This is a genomic window from Allomuricauda sp. MMSF_3307, from assembly GCF_030733585.1.
GTDB lineage: Bacteria > Bacteroidota > Bacteroidia > Flavobacteriales > Flavobacteriaceae > Flagellimonas.
This window is the reverse complement of the sequence record NZ_JASHIQ010000001.1, coordinates 627855-651085: the sequence shown is the minus strand read 5'-3', so window position 1 is coordinate 651085 and position 23231 is coordinate 627855. Positions and strand designations below refer to the sequence as shown.

Annotated in this window: 20 protein-coding genes and 1 pseudogene; 1 reads left to right on the top strand and 20 read right to left on the bottom strand. The window is 40.1% G+C overall.

Features of this window, described 5'->3' with window-relative positions:
• Nucleotides 1-1525: 1525 nt before the first annotated feature.
• From RBB12_RS02805 to RBB12_RS02790, 4 genes are all read right to left on the bottom strand, one after another.
• Entirely contained in the window at nt 1526-3328 is a 1803-nt protein-coding gene (locus RBB12_RS02805; protein ID WP_306012715.1) for a BspA family leucine-rich repeat surface protein, read from the bottom strand.
• A gap of 607 nt (nt 3329-3935) precedes the next feature.
• Nucleotides 3936-4991: a glycosyltransferase family 9 protein gene (locus RBB12_RS02800; protein WP_306012714.1), complete on the bottom strand. Its 1056-nt coding sequence runs from the start codon at nt 4989-4991 to the stop codon at nt 3936-3938.
• Nucleotides 4975-5580, bottom strand: coding sequence for a DUF4254 domain-containing protein (locus RBB12_RS02795; RefSeq protein ID WP_306012713.1), 606 nt, complete (start codon nt 5578-5580; stop codon nt 4975-4977). Before RBB12_RS02795 ends, RBB12_RS02800 begins: the two co-directional genes overlap by 17 nt.
• Before the next feature lie 39 nt (nt 5581-5619).
• On the bottom strand, nt 5620-6549 hold the full coding sequence (locus RBB12_RS02790) for a DUF6427 family protein (protein WP_306012712.1): 930 nt from the start codon (nt 6547-6549) through the stop codon (nt 5620-5622).
• A 39-nt stretch (nt 6550-6588) separates the two neighbouring features.
• Here RBB12_RS02790 and RBB12_RS02785 point away from each other — a divergent pair, with 39 nt between their 5' ends.
• Complete coding sequence (locus tag RBB12_RS02785; protein WP_179383268.1) at nt 6589-6810, top strand: DUF6341 family protein; 222 nt, start codon at nt 6589-6591, stop codon at nt 6808-6810.
• Here RBB12_RS02785 and RBB12_RS02780 read toward each other — a convergent pair.
• From RBB12_RS02780 to cysN, 16 genes and pseudogenes are all read right to left on the bottom strand, one after another.
• Nucleotides 6805-6957, bottom strand: a pseudogene (locus RBB12_RS02780) (phosphoribosylglycinamide synthetase C domain-containing protein); the annotation flags it as partial. The gene RBB12_RS02785 and the pseudogene RBB12_RS02780 sit on opposite strands and share 6 nt — an antisense overlap.
• Nucleotides 6958-7057: 100 nt before the next feature.
• Nucleotides 7058-7411: a cupin domain-containing protein gene (locus tag RBB12_RS02775; protein WP_306012711.1), complete on the bottom strand. Its 354-nt coding sequence runs from the start codon at nt 7409-7411 to the stop codon at nt 7058-7060.
• Nucleotides 7404-8375, bottom strand: coding sequence for an NAD-dependent epimerase/dehydratase family protein (locus RBB12_RS02770; RefSeq protein ID WP_306012710.1), 972 nt, complete (start codon nt 8373-8375; stop codon nt 7404-7406). The genes RBB12_RS02775 and RBB12_RS02770 overlap by 8 nt, the downstream gene beginning before the upstream one ends.
• A complete protein-coding gene (locus RBB12_RS02765) occupies nt 8372-9172 on the bottom strand; it encodes a WecB/TagA/CpsF family glycosyltransferase (protein ID WP_306012709.1) in 801 nt (266 codons plus the stop codon). Before RBB12_RS02765 ends, RBB12_RS02770 begins: the two co-directional genes overlap by 4 nt.
• Complete coding sequence (locus tag RBB12_RS02760; protein ID WP_306012708.1) at nt 9172-9939, bottom strand: polysaccharide deacetylase family protein; 768 nt, start codon at nt 9937-9939, stop codon at nt 9172-9174. Before RBB12_RS02760 ends, RBB12_RS02765 begins: the two co-directional genes overlap by 1 nt.
• Complete coding sequence (locus RBB12_RS02755) at nt 9920-11011, bottom strand: glycosyltransferase (RefSeq protein WP_306012707.1); 1092 nt, start codon at nt 11009-11011, stop codon at nt 9920-9922. The genes RBB12_RS02760 and RBB12_RS02755 overlap by 20 nt, the downstream gene beginning before the upstream one ends.
• Before the next feature lie 98 nt (nt 11012-11109).
• Complete coding sequence (locus RBB12_RS02750; protein ID WP_306012706.1) at nt 11110-12231, bottom strand: polysaccharide pyruvyl transferase family protein; 1122 nt, start codon at nt 12229-12231, stop codon at nt 11110-11112.
• Nucleotides 12231-13103, bottom strand: a complete 873-nt coding sequence (locus RBB12_RS02745) for a sulfotransferase family protein (protein WP_306012705.1) — start codon at nt 13101-13103, stop codon at nt 12231-12233. The genes RBB12_RS02750 and RBB12_RS02745 overlap by 1 nt, the downstream gene beginning before the upstream one ends.
• A 53-nt stretch (nt 13104-13156) precedes the next feature.
• The gene (locus RBB12_RS02740) at nt 13157-14371 is read right to left on the bottom strand and encodes an O-antigen ligase family protein (RefSeq protein ID WP_306012704.1); all 1215 of its coding nucleotides are present in this window, start codon (nt 14369-14371) and stop codon (nt 13157-13159) included.
• The gene (locus RBB12_RS02735; protein WP_306012703.1) at nt 14352-15521 is read right to left on the bottom strand and encodes a hypothetical protein; all 1170 of its coding nucleotides are present in this window, start codon (nt 15519-15521) and stop codon (nt 14352-14354) included. The genes RBB12_RS02740 and RBB12_RS02735 overlap by 20 nt, the downstream gene beginning before the upstream one ends.
• Before the next feature lie 414 nt (nt 15522-15935).
• Nucleotides 15936-17207, bottom strand: a complete 1272-nt coding sequence (gene purD / locus RBB12_RS02730) for a phosphoribosylamine--glycine ligase (protein ID WP_306012702.1) — start codon at nt 17205-17207, stop codon at nt 15936-15938.
• A 195-nt stretch (nt 17208-17402) separates the two neighbouring features.
• The gene (locus RBB12_RS02725) at nt 17403-18389 is read right to left on the bottom strand and encodes a UDP-glucuronic acid decarboxylase family protein (RefSeq protein WP_306012701.1); all 987 of its coding nucleotides are present in this window, start codon (nt 18387-18389) and stop codon (nt 17403-17405) included.
• Nucleotides 18390-18488: 99 nt separating this feature from the next.
• Nucleotides 18489-19742, bottom strand: coding sequence for an undecaprenyl-phosphate glucose phosphotransferase (locus RBB12_RS02720; protein WP_313882842.1), 1254 nt, complete (start codon nt 19740-19742; stop codon nt 18489-18491).
• Nucleotides 19743-20079: 337 nt separating this feature from the next.
• Nucleotides 20080-21042 carry an O-antigen ligase family protein gene (locus RBB12_RS02715; RefSeq protein ID WP_306012699.1) on the bottom strand — a complete coding sequence of 321 codons (963 nt, stop codon included), beginning with the start codon at nt 21040-21042 and terminating at the stop codon, nt 20080-20082.
• Nucleotides 21043-21441: 399 nt separating this feature from the next.
• Nucleotides 21442-21960 carry a hypothetical protein gene (locus RBB12_RS02710; protein ID WP_306012698.1) on the bottom strand — a complete coding sequence of 173 codons (519 nt, stop codon included), beginning with the start codon at nt 21958-21960 and terminating at the stop codon, nt 21442-21444.
• A gap of 9 nt (nt 21961-21969) precedes the next feature.
• A complete protein-coding gene (gene cysN, locus RBB12_RS02705) occupies nt 21970-23223 on the bottom strand; it encodes a sulfate adenylyltransferase subunit CysN (protein ID WP_306012697.1) in 1254 nt (417 codons plus the stop codon).
• Between the last annotated feature and the right edge of the window lie 8 nt (nt 23224-23231).

Genomic DNA, 23231 nt, shown 5'->3' with positions numbered 1-23231 from the left:
TGCCCTTTCTGATCTGACGGATGGCCCTTCCGATCTGACGGATTTTTTTAGGGGGTTGGATTTTGGGGGTTGGGAATGGGATTTTGGAGTCGGAAGTCCTAAGTTTAGAGTTAGGGGTTTCGGGTTTCTTATTAAGATGTCAGTTCGAGTGTTTTTTGATGAGTTTTTGAAAAAAGGAGTCAAAAAATGTATCGAGAACCTAGTTCAGTGAGGAGCCAAGAACCAAGAATCAAGACTCAGGAGAGAAAAGACAATAGAAAATAGACTTGATTTGGTGGGCGGTTGGAAGTCGGAAGTCGGAAGACAGGATTTAGGGTGTCATTTCGAGCTGTCACCCTGAGCGCAGTCGAAGGGGCAGTCGAGAAATCTACGAGCAGTCTGAAGTCAGCGGACAGTTGACACTAATTTCACGAATGAGCACGAATAGGGTTCTTTGTCATTTCGAGCTGTCACCCCGAGCGATGGTCATTGAGCGGAGTCGAAATGAGTCGAAGGGGTAGTCGAGAAATCTTTGTGGGAGTCAGAAGTCGGAAGTCCGAATTCAGGATTTAAGATGTCATTTCGAACGAATGTGAGAAATCTATCGGGAGTCAGTCGGCAGTTGGCAGTTGACACTAATTTCACGAATTGGCACGAATAGGGTTCTTTGTCAGTTCGAGTGTTTTTTGGCGGTTTTTGAAAAAAAACGAGGCAAAAATGTATCGAGAACTTAGTTCAGTGAGGAGCCAGGAACCAAGAGCCAAGACTCAGAAGCGAAAAGACCATAGAAAATAGACTTGGTTTGATGGGCAGTTGGAAGTCCGAAGACCGAAGTCGGAAGACAGGATTTAGGGTGTCATTTCGAAACAAAGTGAGAAATCTTTTGTGAGTCGGAAGTCAGGCAGCAGTTGGCAGTGGGCAGTCGACACGAATTTCACGAATTGGCGCCAATGGGGTTCTTTGTCATTTCGAACTGTCACCCCGAGCGCAGTCGAGGGGGAAGTTGAGAAATCTATCGGGAGTCGGAAGTCAGTCAGCAGTGGGCAGTGGGCAGTGGTGGATTTGCAGTCGAGCCATCCAAAAGACCAATCGCTACGAATTCCGAAAAAATTACCTTTAACCCATAACCCATAACCCAAAACCTTGAACTTGAGCTTTGAAAACAGATTTCTCATCGTCACTTCGTGCCTCATGTCGAAATGACCTTTTATCGTCACGCTGAACTTGTTTCAGCGTCTCACTCAGATGGGATTCCGTGTCAGGCACGGAATGACGGCCCGGCAACCGTTCGTAATGAGAGTTTGGGTCGCTGAGCGGCGGTCATTGAGCGGTGGCCATTGAGCGAAGTCGAAATGAGTCGAAATGAGCCGAAGCGACCTACTCACCACAAAAAAAGATTCCGCATCATGCTTCGACTGCGCTCAGCAATCTTGCGGAATAATACTGAAACAAGTTCAGCACAAAGAAAACCACCGGAAACCCGAAGGCCGCCGGTGGCTCTACTTGCCCTGTATGGGAGTAGGACAAAATGGTGTTTAGGTGGGTGTTATGGGCAATTTACTCCGTTTTCATCGAGAATTGTCCAACTGTTATTGCCTATTAAGGCAACATTTCTAAAGTAGACGGCATCGTCATTATTGCTGCAAAAAGATAGACCATTTGCCCCAAGCGTAATATTATTAGGGATAAAAATATTTCCTTGACTTCCCCAGCCTATCAAAGTTTCACTATAATTCTCTGGGCTCATCCCACAATTATCGAGCATATAGCCCATATCTTGAGCGCTACCAATATCCCATGAGCCCAAACTTTGGTCAAAGTTGGTAGCCCCGTCGAACATATAGCTCATATCTGTTACGTTGCTTGTGTTCCACCCACCACCGGTTTGGACCAAAGGTTGGTTGAAGGCGGCAGATAATCCTTCATCCACGGAGAACATGGAGCCCATATCTGTTACACTGCTGGTATCCCAATTACTTATGTTTTGATTAAAGGCAAGTGCGTTACGGAACATAGCACTCATATCTGTTACGTTACTCGTATCCCAATTGCTGATATCTTGATTGAAAGCACTTGTCCTACTAAATACAGCATACATTTTGGTTACCTTGCTTGTATTCCAATTCAAGGGCTGATTAAAAACAGTGGCTTCACTAAACATTAAACTTATATCGGTAACGTTACTGATATCCCAGTTTACAGGCTGATTAAAAGAATAAGCCCTTCCAAAGGTATAAACCATGGTGGTCACATTACTGGTGTCCCAATTGTCCACATTGCCATTGAAATTAGTGGCACCGTAAAACGTGTGGCTCATACTGGTAACTTCGGACAAATCTGGCTTGTCCGTTGCACTGAATGCTTCCAAGTTCTCGCAATAATAAAATGCATCTGCCATACTTTGCCATTTTTGTGTACCCCATTGAGTCACATCAACCAAAGCATCTTGGCTATTACCATCTGCCGATTTCATACTCAGTGCAGGAAAAGTACCTTTTATGGCTACAAGGTAGGTTCCTCCGCTTCCATAGAAATGTGAGGGACTGGCATTGGTTGTGCGGTTTTCAGGTTCACTGTTATCGCCCCAATCAATTATGTAGTTATATTCATAGTTGGGGTTGGCTCCTATTGTCAATTCTTGGCCAGAGGCCACATCAAACTTCATAATAAAGGAGGCCGGGTCTTCAAATAGGCTTTCGATTACATTGGTCACGGTAACGGTCACGGTAAACTCCACGGGCACGTTGGTGCCGTCGCTCACGCTTACGGTCAGGGTGTGCTCGGTGGCAGTCTCATAGTCGAGCTTCTTGCCATCGGCCAAAGTGATCTCGCCATTTTCGGCCACTTGGAAGAGCTCGCTCTCGTCGGTCACCAGGGCAAAGGTCAATTCGTCCCCTTCAGGGTCGCTGGCCTCTAAGGTTCCCTCCACGTTCTGGTCCTCGGCCACTTCAAAGTTTTGGTCCTCAGCTGTCGGGGCTTCGTTGGTCGGGTCTACCCCACCTGTAGTGGTCACGGTAAAGTCCTTGGTGCTTGTTGCGGTCTTTCCGTCCACGGTCACGGTCACCTTGGCCGTTGTGGCGCCTGTGGGCACGGTGGCCTTAAGTTGGGTGGCGGTGGCAGTGGTAACGGTAGCTGTAGCGGTTCCAATTTTCACGGTGTTGCTCGCCACGGTAGTGCTAAAGTTGGTACCGGTAATGGTAATCTCAGTGCCCACTGGCCCAGAATCGGGCGTAAAGTTGGCAATGGTGGGCGCTCCAGCAGGTGTTGGAGTGCTAGGTCCGTCGTCCTTGCTACAGGACCACAATACGGTAATGGCCAGGAGCGACCATAACAATTTTCTTAATGTCATACTAATTAGATTTTAGATAAATAAGGAGCAAGATGCGGTATTTTGGGTTTACAAAAGGGTACGATCTGACGGATGCCCCTTCCGATCTGACGGATGGTGCTTCTGATCTGACGGATTTTTTTTAGGGGGTTGGATTTTGGGGGTTGGGAATGGGATTTTGGAGTCGGGAGTGGTAAATTACGAGTTATGGGTTTCGGGTTGCGAGTTGTGAGTTAGGATGTCATTTCGAGTGTTTTTTGGCGGTTTTTGAAAAAATGAGGCAAAAAATGTATCGAGAACTTAGTTTAGTGGGGAGCCAAGAACCAAGAATCAAGACTCAGGAGAGGAAAGACCATAGAAAATAGATTTGGTTATTGGCTGCGGGCAGTAAACCTTAAATGCTGGATAAGATGTCATTTCGAAACGAAGTGAGAAATCTATCGGGAGTCGGAAGTTTCGTGTTGCGTGTTTCGTGTTGAGAGTCGGCAATTGACACTAATTACACGAATTAACACCAATAGGATAGAAATGACCTTTTGAAGTTAAACCTTAAACTTTGAACTTGAAACTTGAACTTGACCATTGAGTTTTTCACTGGATTTCTCGATCAATGCTTTGCATCTCATTTCTAATCAACCTTTGTCAACAGTTGAAACAGCTTGTTCAGCACATCGGTGGGTTCAATGGTTTGCATGGCTTTTTCATAGCCTTGGGGCACCTTGTTTCCGTATACAGAAGTTGGAATCAAGGGATAGGTTTCCCGGTCGGCCGTCAAAGCATTGTCCATCGGCTGCCCAAAGGGATAAAACCCTGCATACGGGTGGGTCACGCCCCAAAGCGTCACCACAGGAATACCATAATTCGCAGCCATATGCGCATTACCACTGTCCATGGACAACATCAAATCCAAATTGGAAATGAGCTGAAGCTCTTCGGACAATAGGAGTTTGCCTGCCATACAAAGTGCATTAACGTAGGAGTTGGCCATATCTTCCAATGCTGTGACTTCCTTCTCGCCTCCTCCAAAGAGCAATATTTTATACTTATTGGTATTATTTAATTCTTGAATTACCGTTTCCATTGATTCTAAAGGATACATCTTCCCTTCATGTGCCGCAAATGGGGCAATTCCCACCCATTTCTTGGTATCCTGCTGTACCAAATCCAGTACCTTGGGGGAAAGCGGAAGCCTTTCAAGTGGTGGTGAGGAGCTTAAATCTACTGGATAACCTAGTTTTGAAAACACCTCGGCATAGCGTTCATGAGTGGTTTTAAGTTGTTCAAAAACCTTGTTTTTAGCCCTTGTAAGTGCTTTTTTCTCCTTCCTGCCTTTGTCAATTTGAACAAAAGGGATGCGTTCCAGGGCAAAATACTTTTTGAGTATTCTACTGCGCAGCACATTGTGCAAATCTGCAACGGCATCAATTTCCAAAGGTTTCAGTTCCTTGTACAATCGCCATAGGCCCGTTAATCCTTTGTGTCTGTTTTTCACATCAGCGGCATATACTTGCACGTTATCCAGACCATCAAAAATAGGAGCAAATGCTCTTTTGGTAAGCAAGGTGAGCTTAAGATGGGGATATTGTTGCAAGAGGGCTTTGATTACCGGTATCGTCATGGCCACATCACCCATGGCCGACAAGCGGATGATCAATATATGGGTGTATTTACCCTTTTTGTCCACGGAGTACTGGGTTTAGCTCTTCGTCGTTGTACATTTTCATCTGTTTGTAGACTTTCATGTACTTATTTCCAGCCTCGATATCGGCCAACAATTGATCTATGGCCGTAGAAAGATCTTTTCGTTGTTCCAGAAGTACCGCTAGCTTTTCACTGCACTTTTGGGTGTGCTCTGCCGAGGCATCAGTACGGTTCACCTCCTCTTGCATGTGATAGATCTTCAATGCCAAAATGGACAATCGGTCTATGGCCCAAGCGGGACTTTCTGTGTTGATGGTGGCATTGTCCTTTACTTGTACTGATTGGTATTTATTTAAAAAATAGCTATCAATATACTCTACCAAGTCCGTCCTATCCTGATTGCTCGCATCAATTTTCCGCTTCAGCTCCAGAGCGGCTTTTGGTTCAATCTCAGGATCTCGGATAATGTCTTCATAATGCCATTGTACAGTATCTATCCAGTTTTTCCGGTAAAGCAAATGTTCTATTTGATCTTTTGGGTACGGATTGGTGAATGTCTGGCTCACATCGTCCTTAATGTGATAAGTCTCTATACTTTCTTGAAAGATATTGAAGGCAAAATCGCTGAACATAATCTAAAATTTGTTCAAAGATATTGCTTTATGGTGTATTTAGTTCAGGTGGAAGACAAAAAGAGCGCAAGCCAAGACAATGCTGCCCATAAGTGCCATCTCTTGAAACTTCTCTTTTTTGATACCTTCAAAATAGTTGGTGAAGAACACGGCAGCGGGAAAAAAGGTGATCAGAACAGGGGATGCATCGGCCGGTGTAAACAGCATGATCCCAGTGGACAATATAAAAATGAGAAATACAATCCGAAGTAGGAGCAGCTTTCCCCCACTTACGTTTCGAAGCCTTACGAAAACCAACATGGAAACCAAGATGGTCAAAATCAAATAAATCAATGTTTTTACATTGAGTACCTGAAAAAAGGATTTGGTCGTAAACAGCCCTAAGGAAAATTGGTAGTGCTCCGCAAAAAACTCCAAAGACCCCTGGACTTTGAGCACCGTGAACGTCAACATAAATATAGTGGCAATCCCCAAAAAAGGCACCAACCAGTTTTTAACCGTTTTACGATCATAGACTCCGATCACAAAAAAAACGAGCAGCATAAAGGCAAGCGCCCAATCGTAGAACAAACTGGCCAATGAAATCAACAATGAGGCATCGAATATTTTGTGCTTTACGTTCCTAGTTGATTTTACGGACAATATTCTCCAAAAAGCCAGAAGTAGAAAAAAGTTGGCAAAAATGACTTGGTCAAGAACGAGCTCGTCGGAAAAACTTATAATCAGCAATAGGAAAAACAACATGGCATACGAGTTGGACTCCGTTGCTTTCTCGGTACGTACGATTTGATTGACGATAAAAACAGCCAGTAAAAGTCCGGTAAACAATACCAGTTCGCGTCCGATGATTTGGCTTATCTTTTGTTCGCCAAGCCCGAAAAATAGGTGGGTAAAATAGAAAAGGAACAGGACGATGGCGAGAACAATGTAGTTTATGGGTTTAGTTTTTCCGAAAAAGCTTGAAATCATCCTATCTTTTGCTACTTTTGTAAAGTAAATATAGCCAAGATGAGCAAGTTTTTTTACGGTATAGAGGACTTATTTGTAAACTATCTTTTTGCACCACTGGATTCGTTGCGTTTTATGCACAGCTGGTGGGGCTCCAATACCATTAACTGGATCTTTATGATCATTGGCTTTGTGGCCATGGTCTATTGGATGGGCCAGTTGAAAATTTTCAACGAAAGCGGTGAGGAAGATAAGAGCATCAGCTCACACTCTTATCTATAAATCGAAGCCTAGATCTTTTCGGTAATACATGCCATCAAAATGGAGTTTTTCCATGTTTTGATAGGATGTTCTTAGTGCTTCCCTAAAACCTTTTCCAAAGGAAGTAATAGCTATGACTCGGCCGCCATTGGCGACTGCTTTACCGTTGGACACTTTACTTGGCTTTTTCGCGTTCGAACAAAGTTTTTCGTTTTTACTTAAACTATATAGTCCAAGCTAAAAAATCGTCACAGGATTAAATAGATTTTTAATCAAGGGCTATACCAAAATATACAAACTCCAGATTATTCTCCCCGTTGTTGATCAGCTTATGTTCCGATTTTGCAGGTATTCTAAGAAAAGTTCCTGGTTTCAATGCTATCTCCTGATCATCAATGAAATAAACCCCTGTTCCGTTGATAAAATAAAAGAGTTCGTCCATTGTTGGGTGAGCATGCAGCTCACAAACTTCACCGGGCAAGAATTTACCATGAGCAAATTGGGTGAGTTTGGAATTGGTTTCACTATTGTTTAGAAAAACCCTTTTTAGCCCAGAAAGGTGAGCTGTTGGCTCACCTTTGATATCTTCTAGGTATTCAAATATTTTTATTTTACTAGACAAGGCTTCTTTTTTTTACCTGTTCTGAAATCCATTTGTACGTAATCTCCGTGCTTTCTCGGAGGCTCATTGACGGTACCCAACCAAGCTTTTCCCTAATCAGCGCGTTATCCGAATTCCTTCCTGCGACGCCAGTTGGTCCATCAATATTTTTTATGGTGATGTTCTTGCCTGATATATCTATAATCATCTTGGCGTAGTCGTTAATGGAAATCATTTCTTCTGAACCGATATTAACGGGACCAATGAAGTCAGATTCCATAAGTCTTCTTACCCCTTCCACGCACTCATCCACCAATAAGAAAGAACGTGTCTGCTTGCCATCTCCCCAGACTTCGATATGTCCGTTGTCCTTAGTCTCAGCTACTTTTCTACAAAGTGCTGCGGGCGCTTTTTCCCTTCCTCCGTCCCAAGTGCCCTGAGGACCAAAAATGTTATGAAAACGAGCAATTCTTACTTCAATCCCGTGGTTTCTGTGGTAAGTAAGGTACAGTCGTTCACTAAATAGCTTCTCCCAGCCATACTCGCTATCTGGGGCAGCTGGATATGCAGAATCCTCTGAGCATTTAGGGTTATCCGGGTCCATTTGGTTGTATTCTGGGTACATGCACGCCGATGAAGAATAAAAGATTTTCTTTATTTCTTTATTCTTAACCTCTTCCAAAACATTAAGGTTGCACAAAGCGGAATTATGCATTATGTCCGAATCATTATCCCCTGTAAAAACAAATCCTGCACCACCCATATCCGCCGCAAGCTGGTATACTTCGTCTAGGTCTTCTGTTACGACTTTTTTGACAACATTGATATCCCTGAGGTCCCCAATGATGAATTCGTCTGCATTGTTGTTACCATATTCATTATCTTTGAGGTCAACACCACGCACCCAATATCCTTCTTGTTTTAAACGGTTTACCAGGTGTCCTCCAATAAAGCCTCCTGACCCGCATACTAAAGCTTTTTTCATTTCTTTTTTTTAAAATTTCCTTTAATTATCTCGACAAAGTTATAATAAATAAAAAGAGGCACAATCTCAAAGTACCTTTTCCATAATCTTTTAGGCTCCATCATTAACCGAAAGAACCATTCCATACCTATTTTTTGTATCCATCCTGGGGCTTGTTTCACGTTACCAATGTGAAAGTCGAAGGCGGCACCGACACAGCATATATAATTAACTTTTGTAAATTTGGCAAGGTTGTGAGCAAAAACTTCTTGCTTGGGGGTGCTGAGGCCTATCCATACAATATTGGCTCCTGAAATATTAATTTTTTCGGCGATAGCAGAATAATCATAATCGGATACCTCAAGGAAAGGTGGGCAGTATGTCCCTGAAATGGTTGCCCCAAATTGAGTTTCGCAAACTTCTTTTAATTGGTCGGACACTCCTTCCCTTCCTCCACACAAAAAATGCGTGATTCCAGATCCGGCCGAAGTCAACATGGTCTCTTTAAAAAAATCAGGGCCATAACAGCGCTGCATTTCACTTGCTCCTTTAAGTCTTCCTATCCAAGCCGAGGGCATCCCATCAGGAAGATTTAGAAAAAAGGATTCAAGAATTTTTTTAAATCCGTTATTTCTTTTGGAATGTACCAAGCCGTGTGCTCCAGTGGCGCTTACACATCTTGATTCTGAAGTGTCCTTATCTGTGGACAAAAGCATCTCCACGGCATTTTCAATGTTACCTGCGAATATTCTTACTCCTAAAATTTCTACTTCTTTATGCACTGCAACCTTTTTTATTAAAAATCTATTTGCTTCCATCAGCCAATCACACTCTTACCAAAGGTATATTTTGGATTGACCTGTGTGACCCTTTGTATTTTCATGTTGAATTCAAAACTCTCATCAATGTATAATGGAGATCTGAAAACAATTTTATTGTCATTTTTGAATTGAAACAATGGATGGCCTGCGTAAATCGTACCGAATTCCACGTTGATTTCATCTATCCATACCTTTTTAAAATATCTCATAGAACCGTAAGGAAAAGCCACAGTTGTAAATTTTTGACCGAAATGTTTCTGGAAAAAAAACTGGTTCAATGCCAAATCGGTCTTTACGTGAGATAGGCGCAGCTCGCTGTAAGGTAAATGGGAAAGTCCGTGGTTCCCAAAGTCAAATCCGTCATCGATAAGTTGAGATATTTGCTCAAGGCTTATTGGTTTCCCATTTGGGAGGCCCAATGAGTTGTAGTATGCATCCATGATGCCTTCGCCCATTAAGTTAGGTGCAAAATTGATGAAAAAAGTACAATAAGCATCTTCTTGCTTTAACATTTGGGCCATTTTATGCCATGTTTCGTAATTATCATCAAAACTTAAATAAATTACCTTTTCACCAGGCTTTTGCTCATAATTGTACCCTCTGATTAGATAGCCTTTTTTCTGGGCAAATCTTATAAATTCTTTAAGATAATTGTTATCATCCTTAAAATAATGGTGAAACAAGTGTATCCTTGGTGGATAAAGTCCCCCTTTAAGCACATTATCCAGAAAAGTTCTATTCAAATTAAAAATCAAGTGCTTCATAATGTGGTTTAAAGAATAAGGTGTTTACTTGTTCTAGTTTCTTTATTTTATCGGAGTAATCTAAAGTAGCCTTTCTTCTTTCAAGTATTTCTTCGCTTTTTTGTGCTATATAGCTTGCTATGCCATCCGCGTCGGGCAATACCGTTAAATGGTCAAAAACGGGTATCAGCTCTTTAACCGCCCCCACAGATATGCTGATGGTGGGTATGCCGTTTACACAAGACTCGAGAATTACGGTGGGTACCCCTTCAACTTTACTGGTTAGGACAAAGAGGTCTATTTGTGAGAATAATTCGGCTGGGGACATGTCGGAAACAAAGTGAATTTCATTCAAATGTAATTCAATGGCTTTGTCTATGACATTGTTTTGGTAATAATTTTCTTGACCCTTGGAGTCTCGTCCCTGTATTACCCAATTAAAATCAATGTTGTTGCTTTTTAAATATTGTGCAATATCGATACATCTTTCATGGGCTTTCTGCCAATTTCTGTTTCCTAGGGTTCCAATTGTAAGGGGGCCTTTTCTTAAGTCTTGTTTAGCAATGATTTCCTTTCGTACCGGAGGAAAAAATACTTTATTGAATTCGTTTATTTCAAGACCATATGCATTGGCAACCGTTTCACCTGTAAAAAGCATCCTATCGGAAAGAACTCTATGTACATTACCCACTATTTTTCTGAAAGGTTTAGGTGTAAACAGCCCGGGAATCTCCGAAATGCTTTTAAGACCCTTTACCTTGGCAAACACAAGTCCCGTAAAATATAGGGAACCGTAGTTTATTACCGCCGTATCTTTATTTATATGGGTTTTTAGCTTCAGTGACAGCCTTATCGTATCGAAGATCAAAAGGAGCGGAGCTATCACAACCGTTGGGATATTCCTTTTGGTCGGCCTCCACAAGTTCAAGGGGCAATAAAAAATATCTTTGTTATTATGTATGTTTTCAAATATGGAAATACCTTTTGGTGCGACAATGATATGTAGCCTATTATCCTTTTTTGAAGCCAATTGAACAACTTGGTTGTGTGGGCCACCAAAAGTCCTGGTATATAATATATGGATGCAGTTCATCTATTCTTGAATAAAGAATGCCTAAAAAAGATTTGTTTACATGTTTTCATACTAGGTTTTCAATTCTTCCTGTGGCATTATTGAAGGTTAAAATGGTCTCATTTTACATTTTCCTGGGAAAAAATGGCATTCATCTCACGCAAGGTAAGACACTTGTTTTTCAATGGTGATATTTTTGGAAGGTACTTTTCATCATTGGCCAGCATTTCCGTTAGTTTGTGTGTAAAGGTTTCCGGTTTTTGCAAATCCACTACAGCATGCATGTCAAGATCTATCATTTGCACAATATCAATCAGTTTCTGATGATACGGTATTATTAACAGTCTACACCCTAACAAATAGGATATTACTGCAGAATGATACCGTGTGGCAATAAAATAATTACATTCGGACAAGGGAGTTATAAACTTTTCCGTGTTGTCAGTGTATTCAATTAATTCAACCCTGCTCGGGTCAATTTCAAGTAAATGTTCTTGTAATTTTTTGCTTAATGGGATATCCGATTCTCTAGACCCTCCCCTGAACACGAATATCCGAACGGATATTTGGGTTCTTTTGTAAGCAGATCCAATTTGGGGGATTATATGATTACCCCACATCATATCATTGTTGGCGTTGGATGAAAAACCAAAAGAAGTAAGGGAAATCCCTAAAATTCCATCTGCTTTTGTGTTCTCGCGGCCTACTTCTTTATGAAGTGATGCAAGATCAAATGTGAGGCTCAAACCTAAAGTCTGGGACCGCGGTTTCAAACGTTGCAGATTCTGTAACGAAACCTTGTCTCTCACGGTTATACGATGGGCAAGTAACAGGGATAGTTTTGCAAAATTGTTGATTTTGGTGGACTTTAAGGGAGCATACCCCACACCTAAATAATATACTTTTTTAAAAGTTAATCTGTATAAAAAAGAAATGAGGAGGATTTTCGTTAAATAGAGATAGTGCTTTCTCAATCGTTTTTCATGGTAGTCGTCGTGGAAATGTGTTCCTCCGCCCAAAATTAGCATCTTGGTTTGTAAAAGAACTTTTAAAACACTTAAAAACCCTGGTGAAACATAAGTTGCCCTACTATTTTGACAGTCACTTTTTTTATTTACAATGAATATCTTCCCTACATTTTCAACCTGATTAAGATATTCGAGTAGTGCTTCAAGCATAAATTCATCGCCAAAATTATCTCCTCCATAGTGCCCAATGATGAATGTGTTTTTTTTTCTCATTACAACTTCCAGCTTTTTTTTGCTCTTTTTATTGCCTTATTCTCGTTGGACCCATTTTTGTCCAGCCAATCGTAAAGTCTTTCGAAATGTCCTTTGTAAATCTCTAAAATTTCTTCGGTCAATTTTGGATTTAACTCAGGGCTCTTTGTTTTAGATGATATTTTAATCAACTCACTGATACCATTCAACAACTTGGTGGTCAATTTATTCACAGGCATTTTTCTCTCCAAATAAACAAGTGTTGAAGAATAACTATTGCCCTTGGGCTTTCTTTTTAAAGAGGACGGAACATAATTTGGTGCAACATCTAAAAATGAATAAATCTCATTGAGGGTATCTTTTGGCTTTTTCTGAATATCATCGAACAAAATCAGTCTGATGTTGTCCTTTTCAAAATTCTCATGAAGCTTTATTATCGCGTCGGTGTACAAACTTCGTCGAATCAATTCTGAATACACCGTATCAGCACCCGATTTGTAATCATCAATGGCTTTTCTAATGCCCTCTTCAAGGGAGCCCTCCTCAATGATGTTCTTCCTCATTAACCAAAAAAATGCCGAAATCGTGCGCTCCATAGGATTTCGGAGTACTGCAATTATTTTTATATCCGGGTATTTTTCGTGGGCAAGTTCTACAGAATCGATATCCCAAATATAGTCTACAGAGGCACTACCTAGTTTTTGATGTGGATAAGCCTCTACAAAAAGACTTTCAAACCAATCAATTCCTTTTTGATTGAACACGTCTCCCCCAAAATAATAGGTTTCGTTTTTACCTCCTCCCACATATAATTCGGGGTGTTCATTTAGGCAGTGGTACATCCACGTTGTGGCACATTTTTGGGCTCCAATTAATAGAAAATCTAGTTTCATATGTTTAATTGTTCACGTGTTCTTTTAAATTCAATTGTAAGGTTGTCATGGTCCTATATTTTTTGGTGTTCGATATTTGAATTTGCTTTATTCCTAATCATGGACCGGCAAAAATGAAAGGTTAAGAAGAAAAAAACCAACGAAATTGTTTCTTTTACGATTGATGGGCCAATTAAGCTTTTAACAGATATAATCATAATAAAAGAGATAAAAAGCATTGAATCGTATCTTCTCTTCAATGAGATGCTGAACATTTTAAACAGAACCATAATAAACAGAAGCAAGGCAATTATCCCAGAATTGAACAAAACCTCGAGATAGGTATTGTCCAGATTACTTTTGTAGGCAAAGTGAGGGTCAACTGTCGGCAAATAAAATCTTGAACCAAAGTAAAACCCATGGCCTATGAGCAAAGACTTCAAATCAATATTCTCTATTGCAAATGCCCAATATTTTACGCGACCAGTTAACTCCAACAGCTTAGAAGAATCTCCATCTCGCAAAATATAAACCTCAATAAAATCAGTTTGTAGTACGGCATAAAGAATAGCTAAAAAACCTGCAAAAAAGATAATGGCAAACCGTTTTATATTGGTAAGCAGGTACAAAAACACTATTAAAGCAACAATTAAATAGGCAAATCGAGATTTGGTACCAAAGATTAGTAGAATACCAACAACAATATTGATAGTATCTACAAAAGTTTGCTTTTTCTTGTAGTACAGAAATATAGAGAATGCCAAGGAAAACAGCATAAGCTCGGCCATTTCATTTGGCGGTATATACATTAGTACGTTTCCAGCTATTCTGTTTTGATCGATAAAAGACCCTACTTGTGAGGCTGGGAACAAAAGGCAGGTAATACTAAAAACCAAGACGATGTTCCTATAGGGCGCCATAAAACTCTCAATATTTCCAGAGTGGTTAAAAACAGTTCTGGCAGCGTAAATAAGAACAAGTAGTTGAAAGAACTTTGATATGCTGATTATTGGGTTAATTGAAATAATTGCGCTCAAAAACATAACCACATAAAGGACGTTCATGAGCCAGTTATCTCGGTTAAATTTAAAGGCAAAACCCCTGACCTTACCAGTTATAAGAAAAATAGATAGTAAACAGCCCAAAGAAAATATGTTTCCGATCTTTACTATCCCCGACCTTGCTTGATCCACATCATGAACATGTATGCTGTCCTGAAAAAGGCCTTTTCCGTATACTGCCAATAACAGCAATATCACCAGAATATAATTAGTTGCCCTGATGTTCATTTTTTCTAAGATATGAAAATAAAAAATGAATGGCCCAAATGATGGGAACGGTCATTAAGTAATACAGTTCCTCGGCATTAATAAACTGGACAAGACTCAAAGCCAAAACAACACTTAATTGAAGTACGACCATTAGAAAAAGTTTCCTTGTTTTCTTGTTTATTATCAATATTGGTCCCAATGGCCCCGCTGAAAGAAAGAGTACACCGCCTACAAGGTATATTAGTCCAAACTCAGAAACAAAATCATATTGTTGTCCGTACAAAAGTGCAAACAAACTTTTAGCAAAAAGAAAATACATTAAACAATAGAACATAGAAATAGCAAAAGAAATGTTCCTTAACTTTTTAAACTCACTAAACCCATGCTTTTTTATTGAAGGTAGTGCAACAAAATTAATTGCTCCTTTGGTTAGGCTGAACACTAAAAACACCAGGCCATGGACACCTATACTCGCCACCACTTCCTTTTCAAAAAACAACGCTGCGTTTAGTTTGTCAAACTGAAAAAGATAAACCGTTCCAACTCCCTGAAATGCATATGCAATGTTAGACTGCCATATTTGTTTTAACAAAACAGGAACACTTTCTTTTTGTACCCCAATTAAGATTTTTCCATCAAAAGTTGTCCAAGCGAATAACATAGGTATCGCTGAACTGAACAAAATAGCAATTGGAATCCCTTCGGCGTAATACATGCTACAAAACAATGAGAAAACCAAAAGCAGTACGGATTTTAAAACATCCTCTATTAAAATCGGTTTTTTAAATGACATGTCGTAAGTCATTGAACTGCAAAGTACGCGTGTTATGGATGTAAACATGGCCGCATAAACCAATGCTATAATATTGGTCAGTGGAATATTCAATGGAATAAACGAAATGGCAATACCCAGAACCAACAATACATGGCCAAAAATAAGTATGAAACGAATCTCTTGCGATACATCTTTTGGATTGCTTTTTGCAAAAACTCCATTGTCCAAACCAAAAGACGCCAATACGCTAAGCACTCTGACAATTCCCCAATAAACAAGAAAACTCCCAAAAAACTCCTTGGAGGTAAACAAGCTGATTGCAAAAACCACCAAGGCACCACCTACTTTGGATGATAGTCGAAGTAGTATGGAAGAGACATTTTTAAAGTTCATTTTTAAGCGTTGAGGATATAATTTGCAACTGATAGGTGTTTATGTAATGAAACCAAGTTCCAACTAAGGAAAAAACCATAGGTTGTTGGCTTTTTGTTTATAGCACCCAAATAGAAAAATCCGTTCTTTCAATTTGGGGTACATTCTTCCCCACATTCCTTAGTTTAAAAATGCGACCTGCAAAGATAACCATATTGGACTTACATCCATTGATGCCTTACTTTTTTCTTGATTTAAAGGACACATAACTCCAATACATCTGATAATTTAATAACTAATCTATATAACTGTTGAGCCAATCAAGAATTGATAATCACTTTTACATTAAAAAGTACAGTGGTTTTTGGGTTGTTTTCAACTAATTTTTAGGATGTTGGTCACACTATGTGATTAGGTTGGCCAGTAGGGGTTGCCTTACAAATCAAACCCTAAGTCTCGTCGATAGTACATACCATCAAAATGGAGTTTTTCCATGTTTTGATAGGATGTTTTTAGCGCTTCCCTAAAATCTTTTCCAAAGGAAGTAATAGCTATGACACGGCCGCCATTGGTCACAACCTTTCCCTCTGATATTTTGGTTCCTGCGTGAAAGACCAGGGAATCTTTAATATTTTCCGTTCCCGTGATTTCCTTTCCTTTTTCATAAGATTCGGGATACCCGCCAGAAACCGCCATTACGGTGGTTGCAGCTCTTTCATCAATGAGGAGGTCCACCTTGTCTAACGTTCCATTGGACATCGCTAGCAATACTTCGACCAAATCACTCTGGAGCCTTGGGATAACCACCTCGGTTTCCGGATCGCCCATGCGCACGTTGTACTCGATTACCTTGGGTTCGTCTCCCACTTTGATCAGACCGATAAAGATAAAGCCCACATAAGGCAAATCATCCGTTTTTAGGCCTTCTACGGTCGGTTTCACTATTTGACGCTCTATTTTGTCCATAAAGACAGTATCGGCAAAAGGAACCGGGGAAATGGCCCCCATTCCGCCCGTGTTAAGCCCCGTATCGCCCTCACCTATTCTTTTATAGTCTTTGGCAGTTGGTAGGATTTTATAGTTGGTTCCGTCGGTCAGTACAAAACAGCTCAATTCTATCCCGTCCAAAAACTCCTCGATCACAACGGTGGCACTGGCGTCTCCGAATTTGGAGTCGAGCAACATGGATTTGAGCTCGTCTTTGGCTTCTTGTACATCTTTCAAAATCAAAACACCCTTGCCTGCCGCCAAACCATCTGCCTTGAGAACGAAGGGAGGCTTTAGTGTTTCCAAAAAGGCTTGGCCTTCCTGTAGGGTCTCGCTTGTAAAACTTTGATAGGCTGCCGTTGGAATGTTGTGGCGCATCATGAACTCCTTGGCGAACTCTTTGCTGCCTTCCAATTCGGCGGCTGCTTTTTGCGGTCCGATTACTGGAACGGATTTCAACTCGGCATCATTTAGAAAAAAATCATGCACCCCATTCACCAAAGGATCTTCCGGTCCCACTACCACCAATTCGATGTTTTCCTGCAACACCAATGCTTTGATGGCCTTAAAATCGTTGACACCCACCTCCACATTTGTAGCAATCTGGGCAGTACCTGCATTGCCTGGCGCCACAAAAAGTTTGGATGTTTTGGGACTTTGGGAAATTTTAAGGGATATGGCGTGCTCGCGACCACCGGACCCCAGGACAAGAATGTTCATGGTTCGTCGTTTTGGCAAAAATAATGTAATTCAAATTTAATTGAAGTCTTATTTATGGGCGATTTAGGCTTACTTCTGAATACAGTTCCCACAAATAGCTGCGAAGTCACTACGGTGAGGTAGTATCCCATATATCATACACAAAACATAAAAGGCCCGATAAACATCGGGCCTTTTATGTTTTTGATAATGAAATTACTTTTTGTTGTGATGGGTAAAGTCCCTATGCTCCGTTTTTTCCAGATCTTCTTTAGATAGTCCTTTAAAGAATTCAAAGGTCTTTCGCATACCCTCTTCCCGACCAACTTTAGGTTCCCATCCCAAAATCTCTTTGGCTTTGGTAATGTCGGGCTGACGCTGCATGGGGTCGTCCTTTGGCAAAGGTTTGCACACAATTTTTTGGTCGGTTCCCGTTAGTTTGATGATTTCCTCGGCAAAATCCTTAATGGTAATCTCATTGGGGTTCCCAATGTTCACGGGCAGGGTATAATCGCTCATGAGCAAACGGTAAATTCCCTCTATTTCATCATCCACGTAACAGAAAGAACGAGTCTGTGAACCGTCCCCAAAAACAGTCAGGTCTTCACCACGAAGGGCCTGTCCCATAAAGGCTGGGATTACACGGCCATCGTTCAGTCTCATTCTGGGTCCATAGGTGTTGAATATACGGACGATACGTGTATCCAATCCGTGAAAACGGTGGTAAGCCATGGTAATTGACTCTTGGAAGCGTTTGGCTTCATCGTACACTCCCCTTGGACCAATGGTGTTCACATTACCATAGTATTCCTCCGTTTGCGGATGAACCAATGGGTCACCATAGATTTCTGATGTGGAAGCAATCATAAAGCGCGCCTGTTTTTCCTTTGCAAGGCCCAAAAGGTTGTGCGTTCCCAATGCGCCAACTTTTAGGGTCTGAATAGGTATCTTGAGGTAGTCGATTGGACTAGCTGGCGATGCAAAGTGAAGTATGTAATCCAATTTTCCCGGTACATGCACAAAGTTGGTCACATCGTGGTTATAGAAAGTAAACCGCTCCAACGGAAACAGATGTTCTATATTTTTGAGGTCTCCGGTAATGAGGTTGTCCATGGCTATAACATCATAGCCCTCCGCAATAAATCGGTCACAAAGATGTGAGCCTAGAAAACCTGCCGCACCGGTAATAAGGATTCTTTTCATTTATTTTTTGTCTATCTTTTGGAAACTTCAGCTTTTACAAACATAGCGTATAAGAAAACAGCATAAAAACTTTTCTTACTTAAGTACACCATTTTAAGGTTAATATGCTTTTTCCTCTCCCTTGACTACATTTATCGCTGTTTGTAGTATTATTTTAATATCGAGCAACAGCGACCAGTTTTCAACATAAAAAAAATCATACCGCGTTCTATTGACGATATCCTCGTTCTTTACAATCTCCCCTCTATAGCCTTTGGCTTGGGCCAAACCTGTTATTCCAGGTTTTACATAATGCCGTAGCATGTATTTTTGTATGGTAGTATTGTATTCTTGATTTTGTCTCCATAGGTGAGGCCGTGGCCCCACCACCGACATTTGCCCAAATAATACATTTATGAATTGGGGTAACTCGTCTATGCTTGTCCTTCTCAGGAAAGCTCCTATTTTCGTAACTCTTGGGTCGTTTCTTGTAGCCGATTTTTCAGTTTCATCATTTATGGCCATTGTTCTAAACTTATAACAGCCAAATCCTTCCTCTTTAAAACCGGGTCTATTTTGTTTAAAATAAATAGGGCCTTTCGAATCAAGCTTGATCAACAATCCAATAATGGGCATGAGCCAAGACAAAAGGAATACAATAATTACGGAAGAGAAAACCAAGTCAAAAACTCGCTTTGCAAACCTATTAAATGGATCATCTAAAGGGATATCCCGAAGAGAAAGTATGGGTAGATACTCGTAATAATCCAGCTTTAAGTCCTTGGTGAAGATTTCCTTGTTATCTGGAATAAATTTTAGTTTTATCAAATTATTGTCAGCATAATTTATCAGCTGTACAATTTCTCTGTTCTGCAGTTCTTTTACAGAGCTATATATCTCGTCGATATTTTGTTCTTGAACGTATTTGAAAAAGTCCTCAAATTCAAAAGCATCATCTTTGGGAGAAAATTGTTTAACTACCCGGTAACCATATTCGCCGTGCTTCTCGAACATGTTTATTAGTTGATTTGTTTTATTGTTGTTCCCTAACACCACAACATATCTAAGGTTCCCTTTTATTTTGGCCCGATACGTCATTAAAAAATAATAATTGAGAAGCTTGAATACAGTAACCAGAACAAAAACCGACAAGAAGAAGAGGCCTAAATTCAACCTACTGATGTTAGGTTGCTTAAATAGCCCAATAAAAGCATACAGAATCAAAAAGAAAAAGAAAAACTGAGTTGCCAGTTTTCTCATAATAACAGGCACCTTTGTAAACCTGTACATTTCGTAAAATCCACTTTTGATGGAGAGGATCACCCATGCCAAAGTCACATATGAGTGAAAAAGCAAACGTTCATAAAGATACATAGGCCATAAATACGCAAACACGTTGATTATGATCAAATCTACAATATAGGCAAAAGGCGTAATCAGATTTGAGTATGGTCTTCTTTTGAATGGCATTTTAATGATTTGTGTTAGGGTTTCAATTACCTCAATTGTGAAAACCTAATAGATTATATATAAAATTCTGTGCCAGGTTGCGAACTAGGTGCGACCCAGTAAATTTATTTGTAAAATTCTGCAAAATAACGGCTTTTGCCTTCTGTTTTAAAAATCAAGTGTGAGAATTTTTGTTTGCAAATGTAGCCAATGTGTAATTAAAACCGCTATAAACCTCAATAGTTTTGACTTACCATGGATGCTAGGAAAAATTGCTCTTTGCAAAGAATGATAGGCAGTTATAGAAAGAAAAGAATACCACGGTCAAGTTTCTCTCGAAATAGGATTCGGTTAGGCCCGCAAATATGAAAACTCCAATAAAGATGAGATAATACATGTTTTTAGAACAAATAGCTTTTTTGGTCATGTAGAAAAAAGACAAAAGAAATAAAGCTAACCCTATAAGTCCCGTTCCCAATAAAACCTGTAAAAAAATGTTATGTGCATTAAAATTGTCACCCTCTACCAAAAGCCGATTGTGCATGTAGATGCTGTAACAAAGTTCAAGTTGGTCTTTCTGATCCCCGATACCAACCCCAATAATCGGGTCGCCTTCAACAACCTTTATTGCACAGTCCCAAATAGATTTTCTCATCCCCCCCCAATACCTGTCCGTGTTCATTTCTTGGTCATAATTGACCACTTCTTTCATTTTTTCCTCAAAAAACGGGTTGGCGTAATAGTTTGCGCCTATTATACCAATAAGTAATAAAAACATCTTGATAAAGAAGGATGGCTTTTTTCTTAAAATTGATTTCGAGAGGAATATTAAGCCCACAGCAAAAGCTGTAAGGAAGATAAGATTCCTGCTATTGAGCAACAATAGAGTGACCGCTAAAATGAGAACAACAATTATTTCCAGCGTATTTGAGCCGAACAACCTGATACGCGTCTTAAATTGCTTGATATAGGTGTAAGTAATCAAACTGAAAGATAGTAACAGGGAAAAACCCAAAAAGTAGTTGTCTATAACCGAGGTAGACAAGCTGTTCTGCATCAAAGCAGTCAATCCCTGATTATCTGCCAAAATACTATATAGCTGTTTACTAATGGACAGAACACAAACAGTAGTCAAAGAGAGCAAAAAACCTTTAAAAATTTTTAAATATGCTTTTTGCCCGAGTTCCTGCCTGAAGCATAAAAAGAACAATGGGAAAAACAGCATGTACGATTGAGAATAGACTTTATCGAGTCCATATTCAATATTCTCGGTGTAAATCAAACTTATACTCGAATACAAATAGTAGGCGCACACTGCAACCAAAAAAACAAGCTCTTTTTTGCTAAAGCTCACCCCTCCTTTGAAAACCTTGTAAAGCCAATAAGCTGCGATTAGAATAAAAACGGAGTTAAACAGTCCTCGGCCCAATGGAAGGGCAACGGCAAATAGGGTTATTAAATTCTCCCAATTTATGAGGTTTTTAGCTTTGGAGGCAAACATTCTGGGCACACGTTATTTGGCTTTCTTTTTGAAAATATCCTCTTGTACAAGTAATAACTATATACAAAATTGTTAATACAAAATTAAGGAACTTAAGCTATTTCGATTGATGGTGGAACGAAGTTATTCTCTTCTTTGAAATTCTTGTAAATCTACATTTTTAAGGGTAAGCACAAATTTTCTTTCTTTCGTTATTTTATCCTCGACCCCAAAATTCACTTTTTCAAACAAACTATCCTTTTTCAATCTTAATGATTTGCTAAAAACCAATGAATCCCCATAAATTTTTGGGTCGTTCAAAACAATGTTAACTGATTTATTGCTATCAGAAAGGCTTTTAAACGCATGTACGAATGCCCTATGATCATAATGAAACTTTGAAACATCCCCGGTAAGGCATAGGTTAAGAACATATTCGCTGGTACTCGAATCTTTTTGGACAAAAAATGCTTTTATTTGGAAGTTCTCTTCTTCAAAAACAAACGGGTGTTCAATTAAACTTATCCCAAAATTACCTCGCTTGTCAATTTTATAAACTTTTTTTTCTCCCCTACATCCAGAAATTGTAAGAACTATGCCTATAATAAAGGAACAAATCAAATGACCAATTCCAAAATACTTGATTTTATTAAGGGATGACATATGCCCAAGTTACACCACCATTCCCGCTGCAACGGTCTCATTGGTGGCATCATCAATCAAAATGATACTCCCTGTGGTCCTGTTCTCACGATAAGGATCTACCATTAATGGTTTGGTGGTCCTTATTTTTACCTTACAAATGTCGTTCATAGACATCTCTGTATCATCGGAGCTGCGATTTAAGGTATTAATATCAATTTTATACAATACCTCTTTAACCATAGCCTTTTGCTCGTTGGAAGTGTGCTTGATGGTATATTTTGCTCTTGGTTTGGCCGGGGAGTTGTTCAACCAACACAACATCACTTCCAAGTCTTGTTGAGCCTCTGGTTTGTTGTTGGAACGTACGATCATATCACCTCGACTAATGTCAATGTCGTCCTCAAGGGTGATGGATACGGACATCGGAGCAAAAGCTTCTTCCACCTCGCCCGAAAAAGTGTCAATAGACTTTATTTTTGATGTGAATCCTGAGGGCATTACAGTAACCTCATCCCCCTTTCTCAACACCCCACTTGCCATACGGCCCGCATAACCACGATAGTCCCTAAATTCTTCGCTTTGTGGCCTTAAAACGGTTTGCACAGGAAATCTTGCATCCACTTTGTTGATATCACTGCTTATATGCATAGTTTCCAATGTGTGCAACAGTGGCGCTCCTTGGTACCATTCCATCTTTTTAGATCGGTTTACCACATTATCGCCCAACAATGCGCTGATGGGAATAAAACGAACGTCCTTTACCAATAGTTTGGACGAAAATTCCTCGAATTGGGAAATTACTTTGTTATAGGCCTCTTCTGAAAAGTCGACCAAATCCATTTTGTTGATGCATACGATTACGTGAGGGATTTGAAGAAGCGATGCAATAAATGCATGTCTTTTGGTCTGCTCAATCACCCCGTGCCTGGCATCTACCAGTATTATGGCCGCATTGGCGGTTGAAGCACCTGTAACCATGTTTCGGGTGTATTGAATATGTCCAGGGGTATCGGCGATAATAAACTTTCTTTTTGGTGTGGTGAAGTAACGATACGCTACATCGATAGTGATACCTTGTTCTCTTTCATCGCGAAGGCCATCGGTAAAAAGTGCAAGGTCGACACCATCGTGCCCCTTCTTTTTGCTTGTAGTTTCAATGGCTTCCAATTGGTCTTCAAAAATAGATTTTGAATCGTATAATAGGCGGCCGATTAGTGTACTTTTTCCATCATCCACACTTCCTGCCGTGGTAAATCGTAAAAGTTGATTGTTGTCCAACATATCTTTGT

Bases quoted from the DNA above. Each gene is read 5' to 3' on its own strand.
- RBB12_RS02805 (WP_306012715.1), bottom strand. From the start codon at position 3,328: ATGACATTAAGAAAATTGTTATGGTCGCTCCTGGCCATTACCGTATTG.
- RBB12_RS02795 (WP_306012713.1), bottom strand. From the start codon at position 5,580: ATGTTCAGCGATTTTGCCTTCAATATCTTTCAAGAAAGTATAGAGACT.
- RBB12_RS02790 (WP_306012712.1), bottom strand. From the start codon at position 6,549: ATGATTTCAAGCTTTTTCGGAAAAACTAAACCCATAAACTACATTGTT.
- RBB12_RS02785 (WP_179383268.1), top strand. From the start codon at position 6,589: ATGAGCAAGTTTTTTTACGGTATAGAGGACTTATTTGTAAACTATCTT.
- RBB12_RS02770 (WP_306012710.1), bottom strand. From the start codon at position 8,375: ATGAAAAAAGCTTTAGTATGCGGGTCAGGAGGCTTTATTGGAGGACAC.
- RBB12_RS02765 (WP_306012709.1), bottom strand. From the start codon at position 9,172: ATGGAAGCAAATAGATTTTTAATAAAAAAGGTTGCAGTGCATAAAGAA.
- RBB12_RS02760 (WP_306012708.1), bottom strand. From the start codon at position 9,939: ATGAAGCACTTGATTTTTAATTTGAATAGAACTTTTCTGGATAATGTG.
- RBB12_RS02755 (WP_306012707.1), bottom strand. From the start codon at position 11,011: ATGAACTGCATCCATATATTATATACCAGGACTTTTGGTGGCCCACAC.
- RBB12_RS02750 (WP_306012706.1), bottom strand. From the start codon at position 12,231: ATGAGAAAAAAAAACACATTCATCATTGGGCACTATGGAGGAGATAAT.
- RBB12_RS02745 (WP_306012705.1), bottom strand. From the start codon at position 13,103: ATGAAACTAGATTTTCTATTAATTGGAGCCCAAAAATGTGCCACAACG.
- RBB12_RS02740 (WP_306012704.1), bottom strand. From the start codon at position 14,371: ATGAACATCAGGGCAACTAATTATATTCTGGTGATATTGCTGTTATTG.
- RBB12_RS02735 (WP_306012703.1), bottom strand. From the start codon at position 15,521: ATGAACTTTAAAAATGTCTCTTCCATACTACTTCGACTATCATCCAAA.
- purD (WP_306012702.1), bottom strand. From the start codon at position 17,207: ATGAACATTCTTGTCCTGGGGTCCGGTGGTCGCGAGCACGCCATATCC.
- RBB12_RS02725 (WP_306012701.1), bottom strand. From the start codon at position 18,389: ATGAAAAGAATCCTTATTACCGGTGCGGCAGGTTTTCTAGGCTCACAT.
- RBB12_RS02720 (WP_313882842.1), bottom strand. From the start codon at position 19,742: ATGTATCTTTATGAACGTTTGCTTTTTCACTCATATGTGACTTTGGCA.
- RBB12_RS02715 (WP_306012699.1), bottom strand. From the start codon at position 21,042: ATGCTGTTTTTCCCATTGTTCTTTTTATGCTTCAGGCAGGAACTCGGG.
- RBB12_RS02710 (WP_306012698.1), bottom strand. From the start codon at position 21,960: ATGTCATCCCTTAATAAAATCAAGTATTTTGGAATTGGTCATTTGATT.
- cysN (WP_306012697.1), bottom strand. From the start codon at position 23,223: ATGTTGGACAACAATCAACTTTTACGATTTACCACGGCAGGAAGTGTG.